Genomic DNA, 24,501 nt, shown 5'->3' with positions numbered 1-24,501 from the left:
AAGACGAATGTGCGGTATTGTCGGTATCGCCGGTTTCATGCCGGTAAACCAGTCGATTTATGACGCGTTAACGGTGCTTCAGCACCGTGGGCAGGATGCTGCGGGTATCATCACCATTGATGCAAACAACTGCTTCCGTTTACGCAAGGCGAACGGCCTGGTAAACGATGTGTTTGAAGCCCGCCATATGCAGCGTCTGCAAGGTAATATGGGGATCGGTCACGTTCGTTATCCTACTGCTGGCAGTTCCAGCGCCTCTGAGGCACAGCCTTTCTACGTCAACTCACCGTATGGCATCACCCTTGCTCACAACGGCAACCTGACCAACGCGCATGAGCTGCGTAAAAAGCTGTTCGAAGAGAAACGTCGCCACATTAACACCACCTCTGATTCTGAAATCCTGCTCAATGTGTTCGCCAGCGAGCTGGATAACTTCCGTCACTATCCGCTGGAAGCAGACAACATCTTTGCTGCCATTGCCGCGACAAACCGCCAGATCCGCGGCGCGTATGCCTGCGTGGCGATGATCATCGGTCACGGTATGGTTGCCTTCCGCGATCCAAACGGCATTCGTCCACTGGTGCTCGGCAAACGCGATCTTGGCGATGGCCGTACCGAATACATGGTTGCCTCTGAGAGCGTGGCGCTGGATACCCTGGGCTTCGAGTTCCTGCGTGACGTTGCGCCGGGCGAAGCGGTCTATATCACCGAGAAGGGCCAGCTGTTTACCCGCCAGTGTGCCGATAACCCGGTCAGTAACCCGTGCCTGTTTGAATACGTTTACTTCGCCCGCCCGGATTCCTTCATCGACAAGATTTCCGTCTACAGCGCGCGCGTAAACATGGGCACGAAGCTCGGCGAGAAGATTGCCCGCGAGTGGGACGATCTCGATATCGACGTGGTTATTCCTATCCCGGAAACCTCCTGCGATATCGCGCTGGAGATCGCCCGCATTCTGGACAAGCCATACCGTCAGGGCTTCGTGAAGAACCGCTACGTTGGCCGTACCTTTATCATGCCGGGCCAGCATCTGCGCCGTAAGTCCGTGCGCCGCAAGCTGAATGCCAACCGCGCGGAATTCCGCGACAAGAACGTTCTGCTGGTGGATGACTCCATCGTTCGCGGCACCACCTCTGAGCAGATTATCGAGATGGCGCGCGAAGCGGGTGCGAAGAAAGTTTACCTGGCCTCTGCTGCGCCGGAGATTCGCTTCCCGAACGTGTACGGCATCGATATGCCAACCGCCAACGAGCTGATCGCTCACGGCCGTGAAGTGGATGAAATTCGCCAGATCATCGGTGCCGACGGCCTGATTTTCCAGGATCTGAACGATCTCATCGACGCGGTGCGTGCCGAGAACCCGGAAATTCAGCAGTTTGAATGCTCCGTGTTCAACGGTATTTACGTGACCAAAGACGTTGACCAGCAGTACCTCGACTATCTTGATTCGCTGCGCAACGACGATGCGAAAGCCGTTCAGCTGCAGAACGATCTCGAAAGCTTAGAGATGCACAACGAAGGTTGATTCACAGGCAGGTGAGGGCTTATGCCCTCACTTGCAACTCCCCACAAAATCCTGCACAGTCTGCCCTGAAATCAGTAAGGGCGAAAATCATGAAACGACTCATTGTTGGGCTCAGCGGCGCCAGCGGCGCGATTTACGGCGTACGTCTGCTACAGGTTCTGCGTAATGTGGCGGAAGTCGAGACTCATCTGGTGATGAGCCAGGCGGCGCGGCAGACCCTCTCTCTGGAAACCGATCTCTCCCTGCGCGATGTTCAGGCACTGGCGGATGTGGTTCACGATGCCCGTGATATCGCCGCCAGCATCTCCTCAGGCTCGTTTAAAACAGCCGGCATGGTGATCCTGCCCTGTTCAATTAAAACGCTCTCCGGCATTGTGAACAGCTATACCGACACCCTGGTGACGCGCGCGGCGGATGTGGTGCTGAAGGAGCGTCGTCCTCTGGTGCTGTGCGTGCGGGAAACGCCGCTGCATCTCGGCCACCTGCGTTTAATGACGCAGGCCGCCGAGCTTGGAGCCGTCATCATGCCGCCGGTACCGGCGTTTTATCATCGCCCGACCTCGCTGGATGACGTGATTAATCAGACCGTTAACCGCGTGCTGGATCAGTTTGACATCGACCTGCCTGAAGATCTCTTCGCCCGCTGGCAAGGGGCCTGATTCTGTGCACAAACAGAGTGCATGAAAAGAGACGTTGCCCTGTTTCAGGGCAATTATGCAACGGCGATCATATCCTCGACATTTAATTCGTTTTTTCCCTTTTTCTCTTTCCGGTTCGTTCGGCAGACCTGCTATCTTTCACCATTAAGGCAATATCGCAACGTTTTATTAACATATTTAACGTCGAAGTTTTGACCAGACGGCAATGTGGCATAAGACCTGCAAGATGAAGCCTGCAACACAACACACAACACACAACACAATACATAATAAAATCACGGTACTTGAGGGTAAATGTATGAAGAAGACGGTTCTGGCTCTGTCTTTGCTCGTGGGGTTAAGTGCGGCAGCAGGTAGCTACGCAGCGCTTCCACAGACGGTTCGTATCGGTACAGACGCAACCTACGCGCCATTCTCTTCCAAGGATGCGAAAGGCGATTTCGTGGGGTTTGATATCGATCTGGGAAATGAAATGTGCAAACGCATTGCGGTGAAATGCACATGGGTGGGCAGCGACTTTGACGCGTTAATCCCGTCGCTGAAAGCCAAGAAAATCGACGCCATTATCTCTTCTCTCTCCATCACTGAGAAACGTCAGCAGGAAATTGCCTTCTCTGACAAGCTTTACGCCGCGGATTCTCGCCTGATTGCGCCGAAAGGCTCCCCGATTAAGCCCACCATCGACTCGCTGAAAGGCAAGCACGTCGGCGTGCTTCAGGGATCGACGCAGGAAGGTTATGCCAATGCTAACTGGCGCGAGAAGGGCGTAGACGTGGTGGCTTACCAGAACCAGGATCTGATTTACTCTGACCTGTCGGCAGGCCGTCTGGATGCGGCATTCCAGGATGAAGTCGCCGCGAGCGAAGGCTTCCTGAAACAGCCTGCGGGTAAAGACTACGCGTTTGCTGGCCCGTCGGTGAAAGACAAAAAATACTTTGGTGACGGCACCGGTATTGGCCTGCGTAAGGATGATACCGAGCTGAAAGCCGCCTTTGACAAAGCCTTTGCAGAGCTGCGTAAAGACGGTACTTACGACAAACTGGCGAAGAAATACTTCGACTTCAACGTATACGGTGAATAATACCCGGCGGTAACGCACCGCAAAGGTGCGTTACGGGAGCGCTTGACCCAATGCAGTGCATTAATTGCACTGTATTGGATCGCTTTGTGCATACTTACGCATTTATAATGCAAAAATTCCCGCCTGAAGGGCATTAATCTTTGCCTGACAGAGGGGATTAATGGCACATTAGCACCACCCCGTCGTCGTAAAAATCCCGTATGAAGACAGTTTGTTGAGGACAAATATGAAAAAACTCGTGTTGTCACTATCTCTGGTACTGGCGTTTTCCAGCGCCACCACGGCATTCGCAGCCATACCGCAGAAAATTCGCATTGGTACCGATCCAACCTATGCGCCGTTCGAATCGAAGAATTCAAAGGGTGAACTGGTCGGTTTTGACATCGATCTGGCTAACGAGCTGTGCAAACGTATCAAAGCACAGTGTACCTACGTTGAGAACCCGCTGGATGCGCTGATCCCGTCCCTGAAAGCGAAAAAAATCGACGTGATTATGTCCTCGCTCTCCATCACCGAAAAACGCCAGCAGGAGATTGCCTTCACCGACAAACTCTATGCGGCCGATTCTCGTCTGGTGGTGGCTAAAGCTTCTGACATTCAGCCAACGCTGGAGTCGCTGAAAGGTAAACGCGTCGGCGTGCTGCAGGGCACCACGCAGGAAACCTACGGCAACGAACACTGGGCGCCGAAGGGGATTGAGATCGTCTCCTATCAGGGCCAGGAAAATATCTACGCTGACCTGACGGCAGGCCGAATTGATGCGGCATTCCAGGATGAAGTCGCGGCAAGCGAAGGCTTCCTGAAAACGCCGGTAGGTAAAGATTATAAGTTTGGCGGCCCGTCCATTAAGGACGTGAAGCTGTTTGGCGTGGGCACCGGTATGGGCCTGCGCAAAGAAGACAACGAGCTGCGCGAGGCGCTGAACAAAGCGTTTGCTGAAATGCGCGCTGACGGCACGTACGACAAGCTGGCGAAAAAGTATTTTGATTTTAATGTTTACGGCGGCTAATCGCCCCGTCATATAACGTGCGGCCCCTCCCGCGGCGGGAGGGGAAAAGACACGGTTCCACCACTCACGATACGACAGGGCTCGCGGTATGCTGTACGGATTTTCTGGCGTTATTTTACAGGGCGCGCTTGTCACCCTTGAGCTGGCTATCAGCTCCGTGGTGCTGGCGGTGCTGATAGGTCTGGCAGGCGCAGGGGCGAAGCTTTCGGCTAACAAACCGCTGGCGCTGATTTTTGAAGGCTACACCACGCTTATTCGCGGCGTTCCCGATCTGGTGCTGATGCTGCTTATCTTTTACGGTCTGCAGATTGCGCTGAACAGCGTAACGGACGCGATGGGCTTGGGACAAATTGATATCGACCCGATGGTGGCCGGTATTATTACCCTCGGTTTTATCTACGGTGCCTACTTCACCGAAACCTTCCGCGGCGCTTACATGGCCGTGCCGAAAGGCCACATTGAGGCGGCAACCGCATTTGGTTTTACCTCTTCACAAACGTTTCGCCGGATTATGTTCCCGGCCATGATGCGCTACGCGCTGCCGGGTATCGGCAACAACTGGCAGGTTATCCTCAAAGCGACAGCGCTGGTCTCTCTGCTCGGTCTGGAAGACGTTGTGAAAGCGACTCAGTTGGCGGGCAAGAGCACCTGGGAGCCGTTCTACTTTGCGGTGGTCTGTGGCGTGATTTATCTGGTCTTTACGACCGTCTCCAATGGTGTGCTGCTTCTGCTCGAACGTCGCTACTCCGTGGGTGTGAAGAGGGCTGACCTGTGATTGAGATTATTCAGGAATACTGGAAATCCCTGCTGTGGACGGATGGCTATCGCTTTACCGGCGTGGCGATTACGCTCTGGCTGCTGATTTCGTCCGTGGTGATGGGCGGCATTCTGGCGGTGTTTCTCGCCATTGGCCGCGTGTCGAACAATAAATTTATCCAGTTCCCGATCTGGCTGTTTACCTATGTCTTTCGCGGTACGCCGCTGTACGTGCAGCTGCTGGTGTTCTATTCGGGGATGTACACGCTTGAGATCGTAAAAGGCACTGAGATGCTGAATGCGTTCTTCCGCAGCGGTCTGAACTGTACGGTGCTGGCGTTGACGCTCAACACCTGCGCCTATACCACCGAGATTTTCGCCGGGGCAATTCGCTCTGTCCCTTACGGTGAAATTGAAGCGGCGCGCGCGTACGGTTTTTCCTCGGTGAAACTTTATCGCTGCATTATTCTGCCGTCGGCACTGCGTATCGCGTTACCGGCGTACAGTAACGAAGTGATTTTGATGCTGCACTCCACCGCGCTCGCCTTTACCGCGACGGTGCCGGATCTGCTCAAAATCGCGCGCGATATTAACTCCGCGACCTATCAGCCGTTTACCGCGTTTGGCATTGCGGCGGTGCTCTATTTAATTATCTCTTATGTTTTGATTAGCCTGTTCCGTAAGGCTGAAAAACGCTGGTTGCAGCATATAAAACCTTCTTCGACGCACTGAGAAAGATGATGGCTGAGAACAAATTAAACGTTATTGATTTGCACAAACGCTACGGCGAACATGAAGTGCTGAAAGGGGTGTCGCTGCAGGCGAATGCGGGCGATGTAATCAGTATCATCGGCTCATCCGGCTCGGGTAAAAGTACCTTCCTGCGCTGCATTAACTTCCTCGAAAAGCCGAGCGAAGGCTCGATTGTGGTGAGCGGGCAGAATATAAACCTGGTCCGAGACAAAGACGGTCAGCTGAAGGTGGCGGATAAGAATCAGCTGCGTTTGCTGCGCACGCGTCTGACGATGGTGTTCCAGCACTTCAACCTCTGGAGTCACATGACGGTGCTGGAGAACGTGATGGAAGCGCCGATTCAGGTGCTGGGTCTGAGCAAGCAGGAAGCCCGCGAGCGCGCGGTGAAATACCTGGCGAAAGTGGGTATCGACGAGCGCCAGCAGATGAAATACCCGGTGCATCTCTCCGGCGGTCAGCAGCAGCGTGTCTCCATTGCGCGCGCCCTGGCGATGGAACCCGAGGTGCTGCTGTTCGACGAACCGACTTCCGCGCTGGACCCTGAACTCGTTGGCGAAGTGCTGCGCATCATGCAGAAGCTGGCCGAAGAGGGCAAAACGATGGTGGTGGTGACGCACGAGATGGGCTTCGCCCGTAACGTCTCGAACCACGTTATCTTCCTGCATCAGGGGAAAATTGAAGAGCAGGGCCACCCGGACGAGGTGCTGGCGAACCCGCAAAGTCCGCGCCTGCAGCAGTTCCTGAAAGGGTCACTGAAGTAGGTTTTGCCTTTCCCCCTCTCCCTGTGGGAGAGGGGCGGAGTGAGGGCATTCAGGCCGCACCGCACTCCAGCCGGTACACCCAGTCGTCATAGCGCACGCCGTCAATCTCATACGCCTTTTCCAGCACCTGAGTGCGCACAAACCCCGCTTTCTCCAGCACCCGCACCGAACCGCCGTTATCCGCCAGCACGTACGCGTTAATCGCTCTCACGCCCGTTTGATTAAAGCCATAGTCACACACCGCGCGCAGCGCCTCGCTGGCAATGCCTTTTCCCTGCGCGGCAGGCACAACCGTATAGCCGATATCGGCCTCTTCACGATTCTCAGGGCTGATTTGCAGGCCAATATCACCCAGCGGCGTATCGTCCTCCAGAGAGCGGATCACGAAAACATGCTCCGCCATCAGGCGTGCGGCAAACACGCGTCGGGTCTCTTTTTCCGGCGCGATGGCGGCCATGTAGCGCATGATGCTGCGATCTTCACGCAGCGAGCGGAAGAAGGCCCAGTCGGTGGGTTCGAAAGGAGTGAGGTGAAGCCGGGGTGTGGTGATTGTTGCCATTGTTACGCCATTTCTTCGGAACATGGCCTGTCACTGTAACATATTCACCGCACCACATCCCCCAGGGCCTCTTCTAATTCATACCAGCGGAACGCAAAGCCCGCCGCTTCCAGCCGTTTTGGCAGCGCCCGCTGTCCGCCTAATACCAGCACGGACGCTTCACCCATCATCAGGCGAATGACCGTGGCAGGCACGCGTAATATCGCCGGGCGGTGCAGGGCATGCCCCAGCGCGTGGGCAAACTGTTCGTTACGCACCGGATACGGCGCAACCATGTTAAACGGCCCGCGCAGATCGTTATCCAGCAGCCAGAGAATACCGTTGACCATATCGTCGATATGGATCCACGCCAGGTACTGACGACCGTTGCCGATGGGGCCGCCGAGTCCGAGCCGGAAAGGGGGAAGCATCTTCGCCAGAATACCGCCCTTAGGCGCAAGCACGACGCCGGTCCGTAGCAGGCAAACGCGGGTACGATCGCTCTGCGCCGCACTGGCGATACGCTCCCACTGGGCGCAGAGCTTATGGGTAAATTCGTTATGGGGTGGCTCTTCCTCGGTCACCACCACCTCGCCGAGATCGCCGTAATAGCCCACTGCGGAACCCGAAATCAGCACCGAAGGCGGGGTGTGGCTATTGCGGATAAGCTCGACCAGCTTTTCGGTAATGTTCCACCGGCTGCTGCATAACAGCTGTTTTTGCTCTTCCGTCCAGCGCTTATCGGCGATGGGTTCACCCGCGAGGTTAATGACGGCGTCGAAGCCGTCCAGATTTTGCTGCTCGGCCAGATTTTTCCAGATATCAATACCCGCCCCCAGTACCTGGCGCGCCTTCTCCGGGCTGCGCGTGACCACGGTAATGTCGTGATGCAAGGCCTGCAGACGCGCAATGAGGTGACGACCAATAAGGCCTGTACCGCCGGTCAGCAAAATCTTCATACAACCTCCAGGTTTACGCCTGGCGTCGCCAGCTTAACGTCATGGAGACGGAATCGGCGTAGCGCAGGGCGTGAAGTTTATCGATCTCAACTTCAGCATAAGTGACCCAGTGATGTTCGCGTGCGATATCGAGCACATCCTGAGTTAATTTTTCCAGCAGAGAGAAGCGGTTATTCTCCACGTACTGAATGATGTTTTTGGTGATCGTGCGGTAGTTCAGCGCGTCGTTGATGTCTTCGCTGGCCCGCGCTTTGTCTGCGGGGTAGTGAATCACCACGTTAATGACAATATCCTGACGGTTGGCGATCTCTTCCTCTTTGATACCGATGAAGGTACGCAAGCGTAAATTTTTTATACGAATAACAGCATCTGGCTGTGACATTGCAGGTCTTCTCCGTGTCAGTATTTCCCGCTCATCATACATGAGAGGCTCGCGGGCACCCAGCCTCATAGAGGGTTAAATCTGCTGGATTTTTTGCATCGCCCGCTCGGTGGCCGGGCGGGTTCGAATGCGCTCAAACCAGTTGTTCACCGCCGGGTAAGAGGCCAGGTCAATGCGGTGTTTTTCATGCGTATTCACCCACGGCCAGCAGGCGATATCGGCAATACTGTAATGATCGCCCCGAGCCACGGCGTTTTCTCCAGCCGACGGTTCAGAACGTCATACAACCGTTGAGTCTCAACCTGATAACGTTCTATAGCATAAGGAATGGGCTGCGGGGCGTAAGCGGTAAAGTGATGATTTTGACCCAGCATGGGCCCCAGCCCGCTCGCCTGCCAGAAGAGCCATTGCAGGGTATGGTGACGCTCGCGCAGTTCGCCGCTCAGCAGTTTGCCGGTTTTCTCCGCCAGGTAGAGCAAAATTTCACCGGATTCAAACAGGCTCAGCGGCCTGCCCCCGTCCGCCGGCTGGTTATCAATAATCGCCGGGATTTTATTATTCGGCGAGATAGCCAGAAAGAGAGGGCTGAACTGATCGCCTTTGCTGATATCCACGCGAATGATCCTGTAATCCAGCTCGGCTTCTTCAAGAAAGAGGGTGATCTTATGGCCGTTTGGGGTAGGGGCGTAATAAAGGTCGATCATTCTCAACTCCTGTCCATGCGAATAGTGGTGCCATGACAAATGAGTATAGGTGGTTGTTGTAAATCGTGAGTTTTCATCAAGTGACAGCGAGGCAAAGAGATTATATGTTGAGTAAAAACCGATCAGCCGATGAGGATGTTATGAACCAGCCCGTAATCACGTTGTGGTCCGATGCGAATTTCTTTTCTCCCTATGTCATGAGCGTATACGTTGCGCTGGCTGAAAAAGGGCTCACTTTTACGCTGAAGACCGTTGATCTCGACGGCGGTGAACATCTCAAGCCGCAGTGGCAGGGTTACGATCTGACCCGACGCGTGCCGGTGCTGGAGATTGATGGTTTTGCCCTGAGCGAATCGTCGGCAATTGATGAATATCTGGAAGATCGGTTCGCGCCGCCTGAGTGGGAGCGCATCTATCCTCACGACCTGCAAAAACGCGCGCGGGCGCGGCAGATCCAGGCGTGGCTGCGTAGCGATCTGGTGCCGATTCGCGTGGAACGCTCGACGGACGTCGTGTTTGCCGGGGTGAAAAAGCCAGCGCTCAGCGCAGATGGCCGTGAAAGCGCGCAAAAACTGATTGAAGCCGCCACCTCGCTCCTCGCTCACGGCAACCCGAACCTCTTCGGCGAATGGTGCATTGCCGACACCGATCTGGCGTTGATGCTTAACCGTCTGATCATCAACGGCGATGAGGTGCCGCAGCTGCTGGTGGATTATGCCGCGTTTCAGTGGCAGCGCGCCTCCGTGCAGCGCTATGTGGCACTCTCCGCTAAGCGCGCGGGCTGATAAGCCCGGACGCTTCAGGTATGATGGGGGCAGTCTGTTTTCCCGAGGAGTGACTGATGAAACTGATGTTTGCGTCGGATATCCATGGAGCGCTGCCCGCTACCGAGCGTGTTATCTCCCTGTTTGCACAAAGCGGCGCGCAGTGGCTGATTATTCTGGGAGATGTGCTCAATCACGGCCCGCGCAACGCGCTGCCGGAGGGCTACGCGCCTGCGCAGGTTGCGGAAAAGCTCAACCCGTATGCCTCGCACATCATTGCCGTTCGCGGCAACTGCGACAGCGAAGTGGATCAGATGCTGCTGCATTTTCCCCTTACCGCGCCATGGCAACAGGTGCTGCTGGAAAAAAGCCGCCTGTTCCTGACGCACGGGCATCTTTTTAGCCCGGATAATCTCCCGGCGCTCGCGGCTGGCGATGTCCTGGTTTACGGTCATACTCATATTCCGGTTGCTGAAAAGCGCGGTGAGATTTATCACTTTAACCCGGGTTCGGTCAGCATACCGAAAGGCGGTTATCCTGCGAGCTATGGCATTCTGGATGGAAATACCCTGAGCGTTATCGCACTTAATGATCAGCAAGTTATTGCGCAGATAGCGATTAATCCGTAAGTTACACCTCAACTGCAAACGCGCCGAAAGAGCGCTTAGAAGAGAAGGTTTCCCGATGGTGGAGCAGAGTCATTTGGCAAGTACAGAGTGGGTTGACATTGTCAGCGAAGAGAATGAAGTGATCGCACAGGCCAGCCGCGAACAAATGCGTGCGGAGCGTCTGCGCCACCGCGCAACATACATCGTTGTGCATGACGGTATGGGCAAAATTCTGGTCCAGCGCCGTACGGATACCAAAGATTTTCTTCCGGGTATGCTGGATGCCACCGCAGGTGGGGTTGTGCAGGCAGATGAAGTGCTGCTGGATTCCGCACGTCGTGAAGCGGAAGAAGAGTTAGGCATCGCAGGTGTGCCGTTTGCCGAGCACGGTCAGTTCTATTTCGAAGACGAAAACTGCCGCGTCTGGGGCGGGCTGTTTAGCTGTGTTTCCCACGGGCCATTCGCGCTGCAGGAAGAAGAGGTGAGTGAAGTCAGCTGGATGACGCCGGAAGAGATCACCGCGCGCTGCGACGAGTTTACGCCTGATTCGTTAAAAGCGCTGGCGCTGTGGATGACCCGCAACGCCAAAAACGAATCGACCAAAACAGAGAAAGAGGAAGAGGCTGAGTAAGCGTCAGCAACTCTCTCTCAGACACAGACTGGACGCGATGGGTTTTTGATCGCGCCAGTCACCGTCATTCAGACGCTCCAGCAACGCTTTCCCGGCTTCAATTCCAATCTTACGATGCGGCACCGCCATCGTCGTCAGCGGCGGCTGGCAGACGCGGCTCACGTCGCTATCGCCAAAGCCTACCACCGCCAGATCGTCCGGCACTTTGATTCGCCTGCGCTGACACTCGTACAGCGCGCCGCAGGCCAGCTCGTCAGAGACGCACACCAGCGCATCCAGCTCCGGCCACGCCAGCAGAAATTCTGGCAGCTGTGCCGCGCCGGTCGAGAAGCTCGGCGGCATCGCCGCGTTAATGACCCGGTTCGGCGACATATGGTGGCGAAGCATTGCTTTGTACCAGCCCTGCAGATGCTGCTGGAAAATCCACTGCTCCTGGTTGGCGCACAGCAGGCCTATATTTTGGTAGCCGCGCTTAATCACCATTTCCGTTAGCTCATACATGGCTGCAACGTTATCAATCCCGATATTCATATCAATCGGATCGGCGCGCATGGCGCCCATCTCCATCACCGGAATAGAGGCATTTTTCAGCCAGTGACGAACGGTGTCGGTATGTTCAACGCTGAGCAGGATAGCGGCGGCAATATTCGACGCCAGCAGCGTCTCCAGCAATTTCTCCTCCTGCTCAAGACGATGCTGGGATTCAGCCAGCATGATCTGATACCCGGCAGGCTGTAGCACCTGCTGTAGCCCGGCGAACATCTCCGAGCATCCGGCTTCGGAGAGATTAGGCACCACCATGGCTATCGTCCACGACGACGCCGAGGCCAGCGCGCTGGCGGCAAGATTAGGCATATAACCCAACTCCTGCACGGCAGCTTCAATTTTTTCTCGTAGTTTATCGGAAACCTGTTCGGGCGTGCGGAGTGCACGGGACACGGTCATCGTGCCCACACCGGCAAGCTGTGCGACATCGGCGAGTGTCACTTTACCAGTACTGCGCCGTTTTCGGGTTAGAGACATACACCTTCCTGCTGACCAGACGCGTTCTTCATTTCCTTCGCTTCACGTGACAGGCAGTATACGCCTTAAATCCCTTTTTTTGCTGTGATTTAGCGCCGTGATTGTAATTTGATAGCGCTATCACATTTCTGCATGTTAACTATTGGTAGCGCTATCTTTGTGATCCCGATCGCAGTCATTCTGCGATGTGTTGAATAAAGTTTGCTCATCTTTAGCGTGTAGCGGGAGTGAAAAGTGCTCAAAAAAAGGATATATGATACAACCATCACGCTGCAGGATAGCGTGGAAAACTGGCCGCAGGCGCTTGAGCTGTGCGCGAAGCCGCTTCTGGACTTGCAGGTGATTGAGCCTGAATACGTCACGGCCATCATCCAGCAGCACCACGCGTTAGGACCCTATTATGTGCTGGCACCAGGGCTGGCGATGCCGCATGCGCGGCCGGAGGAAGGCGCCAAAGGACTGGGGTTGTCTTTATTAAAACTAAAACAGGGCGTCTCGTTTGGTGCCGGTGAGTTTGACCCTGTCGATGTCATTATTATGCTTGCGGCACCGGATAAACATAGCCATATCGAAATGATATCCGCACTCGCAGAATTATTTTCCAGCGACGAGGATATGGAGAAACTGCATCAGGCGAATACCCTGGAGGAAATTAAAACGATTATTGACCGCTTCTGATTTAATTCTTTAATCCGATTATTCACAACATTACGCGACAGCGTGATGGGGCGTGCTCTACTCAAAATAAGGGGACAACAATGAAAATCATGGCTATTTGCGGCTCCGGCCTGGGCAGCAGTTTTATGGTCGAAATGAATATTAAAAAGGTGCTTAAAAAACTGGAGATTGAGGCTGAGGTTGAACATTCCGATCTCTCCTCGGCCACGCCGGGCGCGGCCGATCTTTTCGTGATGGCAAAAGACATTGCGGCCAGCGCCAGCGTGCCGGAAACCCAGCTGGTGGTGATTAACAACATCATCGACATCAACGAACTTGAAGCGCAGCTGCGCGCCTGGTTCGAAAGACAATAACCCTGATAAGGCGAGGTGGATATGTTTATCCTTGAAACGCTGAATTTCGTTGTTGATATTTTAAAAGTCCCTTCGGTGCTGGTCGGTTTAATTGCGCTTATTGGTCTGGTTGCGCAGAAGAAAGCCTTTTCGGACGTGGTTAAAGGGACGATTAAAACCATTCTTGGCTTTATTGTACTGGGCGGCGGCGCCACGGTGCTTGTGGGTTCATTAAATCCTTTGGGCGGTATGTTTGAGCACGCCTTTACGATTCAGGGCATTATTCCAAACAATGAAGCGATTGTGTCTATTGCGCTGGAAAAATACGGTGCAGCGACCGCGCTTATTATGGCTTTCGGCATGGTGGCGAATATTATCGTCGCACGCTTTACCCGCCTGAAGTACATCTTCCTGACCGGACACCACACGTTTTATATGGCGTGCATGATTGGCGTGATCCTGACGGTTGCGGGCTTTGAGGGGGTGGGGCTAGTCTTTACCGGCTCGCTGATCCTCGGCCTGATCATGGCCTTCTTCCCGGCGATTGCGCAGCGCTACATGAAGCGCATTACCGGCAACGATGAAATTGCCTTCGGGCATTTCGGCACGCTTGGCTACGTGCTGTCCGGCTGGATTGGCAGCAAGGTCGGCAAAGGCTCCCGCTCAACAGAAGAGATGAACCTGCCGAAGAACCTGAGCTTCCTGCGCGACAGCTCGATCTCGATCTCCCTGACCATGATGATTATCTACCTCATCCTGGCGGTGAGCGCCGGACGTGAGTACGTGGAGGCCACCTTCAGCGGCGGCCAGAACTACCTTGTCTACGCCATCATCATGGCGATCACCTTCGCGGCGGGCGTGTTCATCATCCTGCAGGGCGTGCGCCTGATTCTGGCGGAAATCGTTCCGGCCTTTACCGGCTTCTCGGAGAAACTGGTACCGAACGCGCGTCCTGCGCTGGATTGCCCGGTGGTGTATCCCTATGCGCCAAACGCGGTGCTGATTGGCTTCCTGTTCAGCTTCCTCGGCGGGATTGTGGGGTTGTTCATCTGCGGTCGGTTTAGCTGGGTGCTGATCCTCCCGGGCGTCGTACCACACTTCTTCACCGGCGCAACGGCGGGCGTGTTCGGTAACGCTACCGGTGGACGTCGCGGGGCAATGATTGGCGCCTTTGCTAACGGTCTGCTGATCACCTTCCTGCCGGTCCTGCTGCTGCCGGTGCTGGGCGCCATTGGCTTTGCCAACACCACCTTCTCGGACGCCGACTTTGGCGCGGTCGGGATTGTCCTCGGCAACCTGGCGCGCTTCCTGTCGCCGCTTGCCATCACCGGACTGGTTGTGGCGTTGTTCGCTCTGCTGGTGGCGTACAACGTCTTCGCGAAAAACAAACCTGTCGGCGGTAACGCGCAGGAAAACACCGGAGCCAAATCATGAATGAGAAAGAGATAACCGAACTCGCGCGTCAGATCCGCCTGGAGACGCTGAAATCCCTGACGCAGCTGGGCTTTGGGCACTATGGCGGCAGTATGTCGGTGGTTGAAACCCTGGCCGTGCTGTACGGCGCAGTGATGAAAATCGACCCGGCGGACCCGGACTGGCCGGAGCGAGACTATTTTGTCCTGTCGAAAGGTCATGCGGGCCCGGCGCTCTACAGCACGCTGGCGATCAAGGGCTACTTCCCGGTAGAAGAGCTGAGCACCCTGAACCAGAACGGCACGCGCCTGCCAAGCCACCCGGACCGCCTGAAAACGCGCGGCGTGGACGCCACCACCGGTTCGCTGGGGCAGGGGATCTCCATTGCTGGCGGTATGGCGCTCTCGCACAGGCTGGCAGGGCGACCGAATCGGGTCTTCTGCATCGTCGGTGACGGCGAGCTGAACGAGGGGCAGTGCTGGGAGGCGTTCCAGTTTATTGCCCACCATCGGCTGAACAACCTGACGGTGTTCGTGGACTGGAACAAACAGCAGCTCGACGGCGAGCTGGACGAAATTATCAGCGCGTTCGATCTGGAAGGGAAATTCCGCGCCTTTGGCTTCGACGTGGCGACGGTGAAGGGCGATGACGTTCCGGGCCTGCTGGCGGTGACGTCGCGGGTCCCGGCTGCGGACGCGCGTCCGTTAGTCGTCATCCTTGACAGCATCAAAGGGCAGGGGGTGCCGTACCTGGAACAGCTCAGCAACTCGCACCACCTGCGGTTGACCGCGGAGAGCAAAGCGGCCCTCAACGAGACGATTCGCCAACTGGAGGCTTCACATGATTAAGGTTGCACCGGCAGGAGAGAAAGACGCCGTTGAGATGCGTAAAGTCTACGCGGGCTTTGTGGCAAAGCAGATTGAGGCGGGAAGCGAGATTATCGCCCTTGAAGCGGATCTGATGAGCTCGATGGCGATGGACGGCGTGGCGCGCGATTATCCGCAGCACGTGATTAACTGCGGGATTATGGAGGCCAACGTCATCGGCACCGCGGCGGGGCTGTCGCTTACCGGGCGTAAGCCGTTCGTGCACACCTTCACCGCGTTTGCCAGCCGTCGCTGCTTCGACCAGCTGTTTATGTCCCTGGACTACCAGCGCAACAACGTGAAGGTGATTGCCTCGGATGCGGGCGTGACGGCCTGCCACAACGGCGGGACGCATATGTCGTTTGAGGATATGGGCATCGTACGCGGTCTGGCGCATTCGGTGGTGCTGGAGGTGACCGACGCGGTGATGTTCGAGGACATACTGCGCCAGCTTATCGACCTCGAAGGCTTCTACTGGGTACGTACCATCCGTAAGCAGGCGCCGAGCGTGTATGCCCCTGGCTCAACCTTCACCATTGGCAAAGGCAACGTGCTGCGCGAAGGAACCGATATAACCCTGATTGCCAACGGCATTATGGTGGCGGAAGCGCTGGAAGCGGCGCGCCAGCTGGAACAGGAGGGCGTAAGCGCGGCGGTCATCGACATGTTTACCCTGAAGCCCATCGACAGGATGTTGGTGAAAAACTACGCCGAGAAAACCGGGCGCATCGTCACCTGTGAAAACCACAGCATTCACAACGGGCTGGGATCGGCGGTGGCGGAAGTGCTGGTGGAAACCTGCCCGGTACCGATGCGGCGGGTGGGCGTCAAGGAGCGTTACGGCCAGGTGGGGACGCAGGATTTCCTGCAGAAGGAGTATGGCCTGACGGCACATGACATTGTATCGGCGGCGAGAGAGCTGCTGTAAATAAAAAAGGCGACCCGTTAAGTGGTCGCCTTTTTGTTGCCCGGTAGCGCTAGCGCTACCGGGCTTTTTAACATTACTGCTGCTGCGAAGACTGGATCGCGGTCAGAGCGATGGTATAGACGATATCGTCAACCAGCGCGCCACGAGACAGGTCGTTCACAGGTTTGCGCATGCCCTGCAGCATTGGCCCGATGGAGATCAGGTCTGCTGAACGCTGCACCGCTTTGTAGGTGGTGTTACCGGTGTTCAGATCCGGGAAGATGAACACGGTAGCGCGACCTGCAACCGGCGAGTTCGGCGCTTTGGATTTCGCAACGTCGGCCATCACGGCGGCGTCATACTGCAGCGGACCGTCGATCATCAGGTCAGGACGTTTTTCCTGCGCCAGACGGGTCGCTTCACGCACTTTCTCTACGTCGCTACCAGCACCAGAGGTACCGGTGGAGTAGGAGAGCATCGCTACGCGCGGTTCGATACCGAAGGCAATCGCAGAGTCCGCGGACTGAATAGCGATTTCTGCCAGCTGCTCTGCGGTTGGATCCGGGTTGATCGCGCAGTCGCCGTAAACGTAAACCTGTTCAGGCAGCAGCATGAAGAACACGGAAGAAACCAGAGAGCTGCCCGGTGCCGTTTTGATCAGCTGCAGCGGTGGACGGATGGTGTTCGCCGTGGTGTGAACCGCACCGGAAACCAGCCCATCAACTTCGTCCTGCTCCAGCATCAGCGTACCCAGCACCACGTTGTCTTCCAGCTGTTCGCGCGCAACGGCTTCGGTCATGCCTTTGCTCTTACGCAGCTCAACAAGACGGGCAACGTAGCTTTCGCGAACCACTTCAGGGTCAACGATTTCGATGCCAGCGCCCAGCTCAACGCCCTGAGAGGCAGCAACACGTGTGATCTCATCCGGGTTACCCAGCAGCACGCAGGTCGCGATGCCGCGCTCTGCACAGATAGCAGCCGCTTTTACGGTACGTGGTTCGTCGCCTTCTGGCAGAACAACGCGTTTGCCCGCTTTACGCGCCAGCTCGGTCAGCTGGTAACGGAATGCTGGAGGAGACAGACGGCGGCTGCGCTCGGAGGTTGCCGTCAGGGATTCGATCCAGTCTGCGTTGATGTAGCCCGCAACGTATTCCTGAACTTTCTCGATACGCTCGTGGTCATCAACTGGCACTTCCAGGTTGAAGCTCTGCAGGCTCAGGGAAGTCTGCCAGGTGTTGGTGTTCACCATGAAGACCGGCAGGCCGGTAGCGAACGCGCGTTCGCACAGCTTGCTGACGCGTGGGTCCATCTCGTAGGCACCGGTCAGCAGGATCGCACCGATTTCCACGCCGTTCATCGCGGCCAGGCAGGCTGCAACCAGAACGTCAGGACGGTCTGCGGAGGTCACCAGCAGGGAACCAGCGCGGAAGTGTTCCAGCATGTGCGGAATGCTGCGCGCACAGAAGGTCACGGACTTCACGCGGCGGGTGTTAATGTCGCCTTCGTTAACCACGGTAGCGTTCAGATGGCGCGCCATATCGATTGCACGGGTGGCAATCAGATCGAAGCTCCATGGCACAGCGCCCAGTACTGGCAGCGGGCTGGATTCCTGCAGCTTAGCCGGATCAACTTTGACAACTTTCGCTTTGGAAGAGTCGTCGAAGATCTCGGACAGGTCAGGGCGAGTACGGCCCTGCTCATCCACCGGTGCGTTCAGTTTGTTTACGATCACGCCGGTGATGTTAGTGTTTTTTGCGCCGCCGAAGCTGCTGCGCGTCAGTTCGATACGCTCGTTCAGCTGCTCTGGGGTGTCGGTGCCCTGAGACATCACGAAAACGATCTCTGCGTTCAGGGTTTTCGCGATTTCAAAGTTCAGAGACTGGGCAAACTGGTGTTTGCGCGTCGGGACCAGGCCTTCAACCAGCACCACTTCCGCGTCTTGCGCGTTAGCATGGTAGTTGGCGATGATCTCTTCCATCAGCACGTCTTTCTGGTTGCTGGACAGCAGAGATTCAACGTGGCTCATCTTCAGCGGTTCAGCCGCTGGCAGATTAGAGTTCTTGCGAACGATGGTGGTGGTCTGGTCTGGCGCATCGCCACCGGCACGTGGCTGGGCGATTGGCTTAAAGACGCTCAGACGAACGCCTTTGCGTTCCATAGCACGGATAACGCCAAGGCTGACGCTGGTCAGGCCGACGCTGGTTCCGGTAGGGATCAGCATAATAGTACGGGACACGGTTTATCCTCTTTTCGTTACCGCCGCAATTGGGCGGGTTACAAAACAGCACCGCCAGCATTGCTGGCGGTGTGGAATCAGGCAGTCAGGCGGTGCGCGTCTTGCGCAATGACCAGTTCTTCGTTAGTTGGGATAACGAGAGCAGGGCGAGTGCCTTCTTTGTTGATGAAGCCAGACTTGCCGAAACGGGCAGCCAGGTTACGCTCATGATCAACCTCGAAGCCCAGAACGCCCAGTTTGCCCAGGGACAGTTCACGAACCATTGCCGCGTTCTCACCAATACCACCGGTGAAGATAACCGCGTCCAGACGGCCTTCCATCAGCGCAGTGTAAGAGCCGATGTACTTCGCCAGACGGTGGCAGTAAACGTCCATTGCACGTTTAGCGTCTTCTTTCTCTGCGTAGTTATCTTCAACGTAACGGCAGTCGCTGGTGACTTCGGTCAGACCCAGCAGGCCAGACTCTTTGGTCAGCATTTTGTTGATCTGGTCAACGCTCATGCCCAGGGTGTCGTGCAGGTGGAAGATGATAGCAGGGTCGATGTCACCGGAACGGGTACCCATCACCAGACCTTCCAGCGGGGTCAGACCCATGGAAGTATCAACACATTTACCGTTGCGGATAGCGGAAACAGAACCACCGTTGCCCAGGTGGCAGGTGATGATGTTCAGTTCTTCAACCGGCTTGTTCAGAACTTTTGCGGCTTCCTGAGTCACATAGAAGTGGCTGGTGCCGTGCGCGCCGTAGCGACGTACGCCGTGTTCTTTGTACAGGCTGTATGGCAGGGCATAGAGGTAAGACTCTTCCGGCATGGTCTGATGGAACGCGGTGTCGAATACGGCCACGTTTTTGTCTTTCAGATTCGGGAAGGATTTCAGCGCTTCAGCGATACCGATCAGGTGAGCCGGGTTGTGCAGCGGTGCGAAGGACGCAGAGTCCTTGATACCCTGGATCACAGATTCGTCGATGACGACGGAGCTGGTGTATTTTTCGCCGCCGTGGACGATACGGTGACCAATCGCAGTCAGCTGAGCAGACAGTTCTGGTTTTTGTGCCAGAATAGTGTTAACGATAAAGTTCAGCGCTTCACTGTGAGCGGCGCCTGCACCTAAAGCCGCTTCTTGTTTGCTGCCGTCCATCTTCCACTTGATACGTGCTTCAGGCAGATGGAAACATTCGGCCAAACCAGAGAGGTATTCGTCACCGTTGAGCGCATCGATGATGGCGAATTTCAGTGAGGAGCTACCGCAGTTCAGAACCAGTACTAACTTACTCGACATGGAAGTACCTATTATTGATACGTGGCTAAAAAAACGTCAGTGAGTCTATCAGCGTAACGCATGATGACTCAGACATTTATGATTAACATCATGCCAAACGAACATTGTGGCATGATGGAAGAAATAACTATGATTTTATGCCATTTTGCACAATTTTCAGCCAATGGCATAATATGCAATAATTTGACGAGTTAATGATTCTCGTCTATGGCCCTATCAGGCTGGCACAGGATACCCGATACGGGGTAGTGATGACAAAATATTTTGAACGTTGTCATAGCTTGTTGTGGTTTTGCACGAAAATTTTAATTTTTATATGTGAAGTTGAGGTACAGCCATGTCGACACCAGAGAACCCGTCCGTAAATTTCTTTAGTCTGTTTCGTCGGGGACAGCATTACGCGAAGACGTGGCCAATGGAAAAGCGCCTTGCGCCGATGTTCATTGAGAATCGCACCATCCGCGCCACGCGCTATGCGATTCGCTTTATGCCGCCAGTCGCTGTCTTTACGCTGTGCTGGCAAATTGCGTTGGGTGGGCAGCTTGGCCCTGCCGTCGCAACGGCGCTCTTCGCGTTAAGCCTGCCGATGCAGGGCCTGTGGTGGTTAGGTAAACGGTCCATCACCCCACTTCCCCCATCTATTTTACACTGGTTTTATGAAGTGCGCGGAAAACTGGAGGAGGCCGGGCAGGCGCTCGCCCCGGTTGAAGGCAAGCCGGATTACCAGGCGCTGGCGGACACGTTAAAGCGTGCTTTTAAGCAACTGGATAAAACATTCCTCGATGATTTGTGATTGATCATCGAAACGACGACGAAAAGAAGGCACAGTAACAATCAGTTACCGTGTCTTTTTTTTAAGTGCAATGCGCTACAGGAGTCGAAAGATGGAAATGACCCATGCTCAACGTCTGATTTTGTCCAATCAGTACAAGATGATGACTATGCTTGATCCCGATAACGCTGCGCGCTACAGCCGCCTGCAAACCATCGTCGAACGCGGTTTTGGCTTGCAAATGCGCGAACTGGACCGTGAGTTTGGCGAGCTGAAAGAAGAAACCTGTCGCATCGTGATCGACATTATGGAGATGTACCACGCCCTGCACGTCTCCTGGACGAATCTCAAAGATCAGCAGTCTATTGACGAGCGCCGCGTGACCTTCTTAGGCTTTGATGCCGCAACGGAAGCGCGTTATCTGAGCTATGTTCGCTTTATGGTGAATACAGAAGGGCGCTATACCCACTTTGACGCGGGCACCCACGGCTTCAACGCGCAGACCCCAATGTGGGAAAAATATCAACGTATGCTAAGCGCGTGGCACGCCTGCCCGCGTCAGTACCATTTAAGCAGCAACGAAATTCAACAAATCATTAATGCCTGACGGAGGTGCGTGTGCAGTGTAGAGGTTTTCTGTTTGATCTGGACGGTACGCTGGTGGATTCGCTGCCGGTTGTGGAGCGTTCCTGGTGCCATTGGGCTGACAGACATGGCATCAACCATCAGGACGTACTGAATTTTATCCATGGCAAACAGGCCATCACCTCGCTACGGCACTTCCTGGCCGGACGCTCAGAGGACGAAATTCAGGCGGAGTTCAAATACCTGGAACACATTGAAGCTACGGATACGGACGGCATTACTGCGTTACCGGGCGCGCGCGAACTGCTTGAGCATCTGAACGAGGCGCAGATCCCGTGGGCTATCGTCACTTCCGGTTCCGTGCCGGTTGCCCATGCCCGTCATAAGGCGGCAGGTTTACCGAAGCCGGAAGTGTTTATCACTGCGGAGCGCGTAAAGCGCGGTAAGCCGGAGCCCGACGCGTTTTTACTGGGCGCTGAACTGCTGGGCCTCGCGCCCGCAGAGTGTGCGGTAGTAGAAGATGCGGCCGCTGGCGTACTGGCCGGGCTGAACGCCGGAAGCCACGTTATCGCGGTGAATGTTCCGGCGGGATCTCCCCGCCTGGAGGAGGCAGACTTTGTACTGGATTCACTGACGGCACTGGCTGTGTCAAAAACACCTGATGGTGTTGTAACCGTCTCGCTAAAAATGTAATCCCATGATATAGCCCCAAATTGCTGGGGCATTTTTTATGGCACAATTTCTCATCTTCCACTGACAAGGACATGTTGTGAACGGTGAACTGATTTGGGTCCTGAGCCTGCTTTTAATCGCCATCCTTCTTTTTGCAACGGGCAAGGTACGCATGGACGCCGTCGCCTTGTTTGTCATCGTCGCGTTTGTGCTGAGCGGAACGCTCACGCTATCGGAAGCATTTTCCGGGTTTAGCGATCCCAACGTTATCCTGATTGCTGCCCTTTTTATCATCGGCGATGGCCTCGTGCGCACCGGTGTAGCGACCATCGTGGGGTCGTGGCTGGTGAAGGTGGCGGGCAGCAGCGAAACCAAAATGCTGATCTACCTGATGGTGACCGTCGCCGGGCTGGGAGCGTTTATGAGCTCAACAGGCGTGGTTGCCATCTTCATCCCGGTGGTGTTGAGCGTTTCCATGCGGATGCAGAGCTCGCCGTCACGCCTGATGATGCCCCTGAGTTTTGCCGGTTTGATCAGCGGCATGATGACGCTGGTAGCGACGCCGCCGAACCTGGTCGTCAACAGCGAACTGATCCGGGAAGGATTTGAGGGCTTTAGTTTTTTCAGCGTCACCCCGCTTGGGCTGGTCATTCTGGTCATAGGCGTGGTCTACATGCTGCTGACCCGTTTTGCCCTGAAAGATGAAAGACAAGATAAAAATAAAGAAGGGTGGAAGCGACGCACCTTCCGCGATCTGATTAAAGAGTACCGTCTTACCGGGCGCGCGCGCCGTCTGGCTATTCGCCCCGGCTCGCCGATGGTGGGACAGCGCCTTGACGACCTGAAACTGCGTGAGCGCTATGGCGCGAACGTGATCGGCGTAGAGCGCTGGCGTCGTTTTCGTCGGGTGATCGTCAACGTTAACGGGGTGTCGGAATTCCGCGCGCGGGACGTCCTGCTGATTGATATGTCCACCGCGGACGTGGATCTGCGTGAGTTTTGCAGCGAGCAGCTACTGGAACCGATGGTGCTGCGCGGCGAGTACTTTTCCGATCAGGCGCTGGATGTCGGCATGGCCGAAGTATCGCTGATCCCGGAATCGGAACTGTTGGGTAAAACCGTGCGGGAAATGGGGTTCCGAACCCGCTATGGCCTGAATGTCGTGGGGCTGAAGCGCGATGGCGTGGCGATGGAAGGGGCGGTGGTGGATGAGCCGATCCTGCTGGGCGATATCTTCCTCGTTGTTGGTAACTGGAAGCTGATTAGCCAGCTCGGGCAAAAAGGGCGCGATTTTGTGGTGCTCGACATGCCTGTCGAGGAGAGCGATGCCTCCCCGGCGCACAGCCAGGCACCCCACGCGATTTTTTGTCTGGTGCTGATGGTGGCGCTGATGCTGACCGACGAGATCCCCAATCCGGTCGCGGCCATTATCGCCTGCCTGTTGATGGGCAAATTCCGCTGCATTGACGCCGAAAGCGCGTATAAAGCCATTCACTGGCCGAGCATTATTCTCATCGTCGGGATGATGCCCTTCGCCCTTGCGTTGCAAAAAACTGGCGGAGTGGATCTGATCGTTAAAGGCTTAATGGACGCTGGCGGCGGGTATGGACCATACATGATGATGGTCTGTCTGTTTATCATGTGCGCCACCATCGGTCTGTTTATCTCCAATACCGCGACGGCGGTACTGATGGCGCCTATTGCGCTGGCGATGGCCAAATCCATGGGCGTGTCGCCGTATCCCTTTGCGATGATGGTCGCAATGGCGGCCTCCGCGGCATTTATGACGCCAGTCTCTTCACCGGTGAATACGCTGGTGCTGGGGCCCGGGAATTATAAATTCAGTGATTTCGTGAAGCTGGGCGTGCCGTTCACCGTGCTGGTGATGGTGGTGTGCGTGGTATTGATACCGGTCCTGTTCCCATTCTGATAATTTTGCCGGATGGCGGCTACGCCTTACCCGGCATACAACACGCAGGTTACAGCGGTGAATCCTGGCTAATCTCATCCAGCGACAAATGGAAGCTCGGCACAAACACCTGCATAAAATAGTCCATCTCTTCGCTGCGGCGGGATTCCAGCGTTTTTTCCAGACGCGTTTTCGCCAGTAAAAATTCGTTATTTCCCGCAGAAAGCTCCTCCAGACACTTCAGGTAGGCGCAGAGCGCGTCGGCCTGCTTGACCAGAGACTTTTCATCCTCCGTGTACTGATGCTCATCGATGAGCGGCTCAAAGATATCGCGCAACTCGTCCGGCACCATGTCAATCAGCTTCTGCTGGGCAATTTTCTCGATCGCCTTATATTCCTGCGCAATTTGCGAGTTGAAATATTTCACCGGCGTGGGCAGGTCGCCGGTCAGCACTTCTGACGCATCGTGGTACATCGCCAGCAGGGCAATGCGCTCTGGATTGACCTGGCCGTTGAATTTGCGGTTTTTAATGGCGGCCAGCGCATGAGCAACCATCGCAACCTGCAGACTGTGCTCTGACACGTTCTCTGTGCGCACGTTGCGCATCAGCGGCCAGCGGTTGATGAGTTTCAGGCGGGAGAGGTGGGCAAAGAAATGACTTTGACTCATAGGTTACCTTTTGTCTTCACTGCGACAG

At 55.5% G+C, this 24,501-nt stretch carries 26 protein-coding genes and 1 pseudogene; 19 read left to right on the top strand and 8 right to left on the bottom strand.

What is annotated here, in order from left to right; all coding sequences use genetic code 11:
• Window positions 1–7: 7 nt before the first annotated feature.
• The 7 genes from purF to hisP all read left to right on the top strand — a co-directional run bounded on the left by purF (window position 8) and on the right by hisP (window position 6,544).
• The gene (purF, locus tag KGP24_RS16210; RefSeq protein ID WP_021241570.1) at window positions 8–1,525 is read left to right on the top strand and encodes an amidophosphoribosyltransferase; all 1,518 of its coding nucleotides are present in this window, start codon (window positions 8–10) and stop codon (window positions 1,523–1,525) included.
• 89 nt (window positions 1,526–1,614) lie between these two features.
• On the top strand, window positions 1,615–2,184 hold the full coding sequence (locus tag KGP24_RS16205; protein WP_223561128.1) for a UbiX family flavin prenyltransferase: 570 nt from the start codon (window positions 1,615–1,617) through the stop codon (window positions 2,182–2,184).
• A 298-nt stretch (window positions 2,185–2,482) separates the two neighbouring features.
• On the top strand, window positions 2,483–3,265 hold the full coding sequence (argT, locus tag KGP24_RS16200; RefSeq protein ID WP_148242344.1) for a lysine/arginine/ornithine ABC transporter substrate-binding protein ArgT: 783 nt from the start codon (window positions 2,483–2,485) through the stop codon (window positions 3,263–3,265).
• Between the two features lie 226 nt (window positions 3,266–3,491).
• Window positions 3,492–4,274 carry a histidine ABC transporter substrate-binding protein HisJ gene (hisJ, locus tag KGP24_RS16195; protein ID WP_223561127.1) on the top strand — a complete coding sequence of 261 codons (783 nt, stop codon included), beginning with the start codon at window positions 3,492–3,494 and terminating at the stop codon, window positions 4,272–4,274.
• A gap of 88 nt (window positions 4,275–4,362) precedes the next feature.
• Window positions 4,363–5,049: a histidine ABC transporter permease HisQ gene (locus KGP24_RS16190; RefSeq protein WP_014884661.1), complete on the top strand. Its 687-nt coding sequence runs from the start codon at window positions 4,363–4,365 to the stop codon at window positions 5,047–5,049.
• Window positions 5,046–5,762, top strand: a complete 717-nt coding sequence (locus tag KGP24_RS16185) for an ABC transporter permease (RefSeq protein WP_008502590.1) — start codon at window positions 5,046–5,048, stop codon at window positions 5,760–5,762. Before KGP24_RS16190 ends, KGP24_RS16185 begins: the two co-directional genes overlap by 4 nt.
• Before the next feature lie 8 nt (window positions 5,763–5,770).
• Complete coding sequence (hisP, locus tag KGP24_RS16180) at window positions 5,771–6,544, top strand: histidine ABC transporter ATP-binding protein HisP (RefSeq protein ID WP_045354320.1); 774 nt, start codon at window positions 5,771–5,773, stop codon at window positions 6,542–6,544.
• Between the two features lie 49 nt (window positions 6,545–6,593).
• Here the strand turns inward: hisP and KGP24_RS16175 are convergent, their stop codons facing one another.
• The 4 genes and pseudogenes from KGP24_RS16175 to yfcG form a co-directional block, all read right to left on the bottom strand.
• Window positions 6,594–7,103, bottom strand: coding sequence for a GNAT family N-acetyltransferase (locus tag KGP24_RS16175; RefSeq protein ID WP_223561126.1), 510 nt, complete (start codon window positions 7,101–7,103; stop codon window positions 6,594–6,596).
• A gap of 44 nt (window positions 7,104–7,147) precedes the next feature.
• A complete protein-coding gene (locus tag KGP24_RS16170) occupies window positions 7,148–8,041 on the bottom strand; it encodes a TIGR01777 family oxidoreductase (protein WP_032659190.1) in 894 nt (297 codons plus the stop codon).
• Window positions 8,042–8,054: 13 nt separating this feature from the next.
• Window positions 8,055–8,423 (bottom strand): dihydroneopterin triphosphate 2'-epimerase, encoded by a 369-nt coding sequence (folX, locus tag KGP24_RS16165; RefSeq protein ID WP_023336419.1) that lies wholly within the window; start codon window positions 8,421–8,423, stop codon window positions 8,055–8,057.
• A 75-nt stretch (window positions 8,424–8,498) separates the two neighbouring features.
• Window positions 8,499–9,127: pseudogene (yfcG, locus tag KGP24_RS16160) on the bottom strand (GSH-dependent disulfide bond oxidoreductase).
• Between the two features lie 140 nt (window positions 9,128–9,267).
• On the opposite strand from yfcG, the gene yfcF reads away from it, so the two are divergent.
• The 3 genes from yfcF to yfcD are packed head-to-tail and all read left to right on the top strand — an operon-like array spanning window position 9,268 to window position 11,130.
• Window positions 9,268–9,912: a glutathione transferase gene (yfcF, locus tag KGP24_RS16155; RefSeq protein WP_223561125.1), complete on the top strand. Its 645-nt coding sequence runs from the start codon at window positions 9,268–9,270 to the stop codon at window positions 9,910–9,912.
• 56 nt (window positions 9,913–9,968) lie between these two features.
• A complete protein-coding gene (gene yfcE / locus KGP24_RS16150; protein WP_223561124.1) occupies window positions 9,969–10,520 on the top strand; it encodes a phosphodiesterase in 552 nt (183 codons plus the stop codon).
• A 55-nt stretch (window positions 10,521–10,575) separates the two neighbouring features.
• Entirely contained in the window at window positions 10,576–11,130 is a 555-nt protein-coding gene (gene yfcD / locus KGP24_RS16145) for an NUDIX hydrolase YfcD (RefSeq protein ID WP_223561123.1), read from the top strand.
• Window positions 11,131–11,133: 3 nt separating this feature from the next.
• On the opposite strand, the gene KGP24_RS16140 is transcribed toward yfcD, so the two are convergent.
• Window positions 11,134–12,153 carry a LacI family DNA-binding transcriptional regulator gene (locus tag KGP24_RS16140; protein WP_029741925.1) on the bottom strand — a complete coding sequence of 340 codons (1,020 nt, stop codon included), beginning with the start codon at window positions 12,151–12,153 and terminating at the stop codon, window positions 11,134–11,136.
• Window positions 12,154–12,387: 234 nt separating this feature from the next.
• Between KGP24_RS16140 and KGP24_RS16135 the strand changes: the two genes are divergently transcribed.
• From KGP24_RS16135 to KGP24_RS16115, 5 genes are all read left to right on the top strand, one after another.
• Window positions 12,388–12,831 carry a PTS sugar transporter subunit IIA gene (locus KGP24_RS16135; protein ID WP_223561122.1) on the top strand — a complete coding sequence of 148 codons (444 nt, stop codon included), beginning with the start codon at window positions 12,388–12,390 and terminating at the stop codon, window positions 12,829–12,831.
• 80 nt (window positions 12,832–12,911) lie between these two features.
• Window positions 12,912–13,184, top strand: coding sequence for a PTS sugar transporter subunit IIB (locus KGP24_RS16130; RefSeq protein ID WP_223561121.1), 273 nt, complete (start codon window positions 12,912–12,914; stop codon window positions 13,182–13,184).
• A gap of 21 nt (window positions 13,185–13,205) precedes the next feature.
• A complete protein-coding gene (locus tag KGP24_RS16125; RefSeq protein ID WP_223561120.1) occupies window positions 13,206–14,597 on the top strand; it encodes a PTS ascorbate transporter subunit IIC in 1,392 nt (463 codons plus the stop codon).
• The gene (locus tag KGP24_RS16120; protein WP_029741928.1) at window positions 14,594–15,424 is read left to right on the top strand and encodes a transketolase; all 831 of its coding nucleotides are present in this window, start codon (window positions 14,594–14,596) and stop codon (window positions 15,422–15,424) included. The genes KGP24_RS16125 and KGP24_RS16120 overlap by 4 nt, the downstream gene beginning before the upstream one ends.
• Window positions 15,417–16,370 carry a transketolase family protein gene (locus tag KGP24_RS16115; protein WP_223561119.1) on the top strand — a complete coding sequence of 318 codons (954 nt, stop codon included), beginning with the start codon at window positions 15,417–15,419 and terminating at the stop codon, window positions 16,368–16,370. Before KGP24_RS16120 ends, KGP24_RS16115 begins: the two co-directional genes overlap by 8 nt.
• Window positions 16,371–16,443: 73 nt before the next feature.
• Here KGP24_RS16115 and pta read toward each other — a convergent pair whose 3' ends face one another.
• Together pta and ackA are read right to left on the bottom strand one after the other, a co-directional pair.
• On the bottom strand, window positions 16,444–18,585 hold the full coding sequence (gene pta, locus KGP24_RS16110; RefSeq protein WP_223561118.1) for a phosphate acetyltransferase: 2,142 nt from the start codon (window positions 18,583–18,585) through the stop codon (window positions 16,444–16,446).
• 77 nt (window positions 18,586–18,662) lie between these two features.
• The gene (gene ackA, locus KGP24_RS16105) at window positions 18,663–19,865 is read right to left on the bottom strand and encodes an acetate kinase (RefSeq protein WP_063145415.1); all 1,203 of its coding nucleotides are present in this window, start codon (window positions 19,863–19,865) and stop codon (window positions 18,663–18,665) included.
• 337 nt (window positions 19,866–20,202) lie between these two features.
• Between ackA and yfbV the strand changes: the two genes are divergently transcribed.
• The 4 genes from yfbV (at window position 20,203) to KGP24_RS16085 (ending at window position 23,824) form a co-directional block, all read left to right on the top strand.
• The gene (gene yfbV, locus KGP24_RS16100) at window positions 20,203–20,658 is read left to right on the top strand and encodes a terminus macrodomain insulation protein YfbV (protein ID WP_023312543.1); all 456 of its coding nucleotides are present in this window, start codon (window positions 20,203–20,205) and stop codon (window positions 20,656–20,658) included.
• Window positions 20,659–20,749: 91 nt separating this feature from the next.
• A complete protein-coding gene (locus tag KGP24_RS16095) occupies window positions 20,750–21,244 on the top strand; it encodes a YfbU family protein (RefSeq protein ID WP_023312542.1) in 495 nt (164 codons plus the stop codon).
• An 11-nt stretch (window positions 21,245–21,255) separates the two neighbouring features.
• Window positions 21,256–21,915 (top strand): sugar phosphatase, encoded by a 660-nt coding sequence (locus tag KGP24_RS16090; protein ID WP_223561117.1) that lies wholly within the window; start codon window positions 21,256–21,258, stop codon window positions 21,913–21,915.
• Window positions 21,916–21,991: 76 nt separating this feature from the next.
• Window positions 21,992–23,824, top strand: coding sequence for an SLC13 family permease (locus KGP24_RS16085; protein WP_223561116.1), 1,833 nt, complete (start codon window positions 21,992–21,994; stop codon window positions 23,822–23,824).
• Window positions 23,825–23,873: 49 nt separating this feature from the next.
• Here KGP24_RS16085 and yfbR read toward each other — a convergent pair whose 3' ends face one another.
• Window positions 23,874–24,473: a 5'-deoxynucleotidase gene (yfbR, locus tag KGP24_RS16080; RefSeq protein WP_023312539.1), complete on the bottom strand. Its 600-nt coding sequence runs from the start codon at window positions 24,471–24,473 to the stop codon at window positions 23,874–23,876.
• Window positions 24,474–24,501: the final 28 nt, after the last annotated feature.

It is taken from the genome of Enterobacter sp. JBIWA008 (assembly GCF_019968765.1).
In the GTDB taxonomy this organism is placed as follows: domain Bacteria; phylum Pseudomonadota; class Gammaproteobacteria; order Enterobacterales; family Enterobacteriaceae; genus Enterobacter.
The sequence above is the reverse complement of the archived record's forward strand: the minus strand, read 5'-3'. Positions and strand labels throughout refer to the sequence as shown.

Bases quoted from the DNA above. Each gene is read 5' to 3' on its own strand.
- KGP24_RS16125 (WP_223561120.1), top strand. From the start codon at position 13,206: ATGTTTATCCTTGAAACGCTGAATTTCGTTGTTGATATTTTAAAAGTC.
- KGP24_RS16120 (WP_029741928.1), top strand. From the start codon at position 14,594: ATGAATGAGAAAGAGATAACCGAACTCGCGCGTCAGATCCGCCTGGAG.
- KGP24_RS16170 (WP_032659190.1), bottom strand. From the start codon at position 8,041: ATGAAGATTTTGCTGACCGGCGGTACAGGCCTTATTGGTCGTCACCTC.
- hisJ (WP_223561127.1), top strand. From the start codon at position 3,492: ATGAAAAAACTCGTGTTGTCACTATCTCTGGTACTGGCGTTTTCCAGC.
- yfbV (WP_023312543.1), top strand. From the start codon at position 20,203: ATGTCGACACCAGAGAACCCGTCCGTAAATTTCTTTAGTCTGTTTCGT.
- KGP24_RS16115 (WP_223561119.1), top strand. From the start codon at position 15,417: ATGATTAAGGTTGCACCGGCAGGAGAGAAAGACGCCGTTGAGATGCGT.
- KGP24_RS16190 (WP_014884661.1), top strand. From the start codon at position 4,363: ATGCTGTACGGATTTTCTGGCGTTATTTTACAGGGCGCGCTTGTCACC.
- KGP24_RS16095 (WP_023312542.1), top strand. From the start codon at position 20,750: ATGGAAATGACCCATGCTCAACGTCTGATTTTGTCCAATCAGTACAAG.
- yfcD (WP_223561123.1), top strand. From the start codon at position 10,576: ATGGTGGAGCAGAGTCATTTGGCAAGTACAGAGTGGGTTGACATTGTC.
- KGP24_RS16205 (WP_223561128.1), top strand. From the start codon at position 1,615: ATGAAACGACTCATTGTTGGGCTCAGCGGCGCCAGCGGCGCGATTTAC.
- yfbR (WP_023312539.1), bottom strand. From the start codon at position 24,473: ATGAGTCAAAGTCATTTCTTTGCCCACCTCTCCCGCCTGAAACTCATC.
- yfcF (WP_223561125.1), top strand. From the start codon at position 9,268: ATGAACCAGCCCGTAATCACGTTGTGGTCCGATGCGAATTTCTTTTCT.
- KGP24_RS16140 (WP_029741925.1), bottom strand. From the start codon at position 12,153: ATGTCTCTAACCCGAAAACGGCGCAGTACTGGTAAAGTGACACTCGCC.
- argT (WP_148242344.1), top strand. From the start codon at position 2,483: ATGAAGAAGACGGTTCTGGCTCTGTCTTTGCTCGTGGGGTTAAGTGCG.
- ackA (WP_063145415.1), bottom strand. From the start codon at position 19,865: ATGTCGAGTAAGTTAGTACTGGTTCTGAACTGCGGTAGCTCCTCACTG.
- KGP24_RS16130 (WP_223561121.1), top strand. From the start codon at position 12,912: ATGAAAATCATGGCTATTTGCGGCTCCGGCCTGGGCAGCAGTTTTATG.
- purF (WP_021241570.1), top strand. From the start codon at position 8: ATGTGCGGTATTGTCGGTATCGCCGGTTTCATGCCGGTAAACCAGTCG.
- folX (WP_023336419.1), bottom strand. From the start codon at position 8,423: ATGTCACAGCCAGATGCTGTTATTCGTATAAAAAATTTACGCTTGCGT.
- yfcE (WP_223561124.1), top strand. From the start codon at position 9,969: ATGAAACTGATGTTTGCGTCGGATATCCATGGAGCGCTGCCCGCTACC.
- hisP (WP_045354320.1), top strand. From the start codon at position 5,771: ATGGCTGAGAACAAATTAAACGTTATTGATTTGCACAAACGCTACGGC.
- KGP24_RS16175 (WP_223561126.1), bottom strand. From the start codon at position 7,103: ATGGCAACAATCACCACACCCCGGCTTCACCTCACTCCTTTCGAACCC.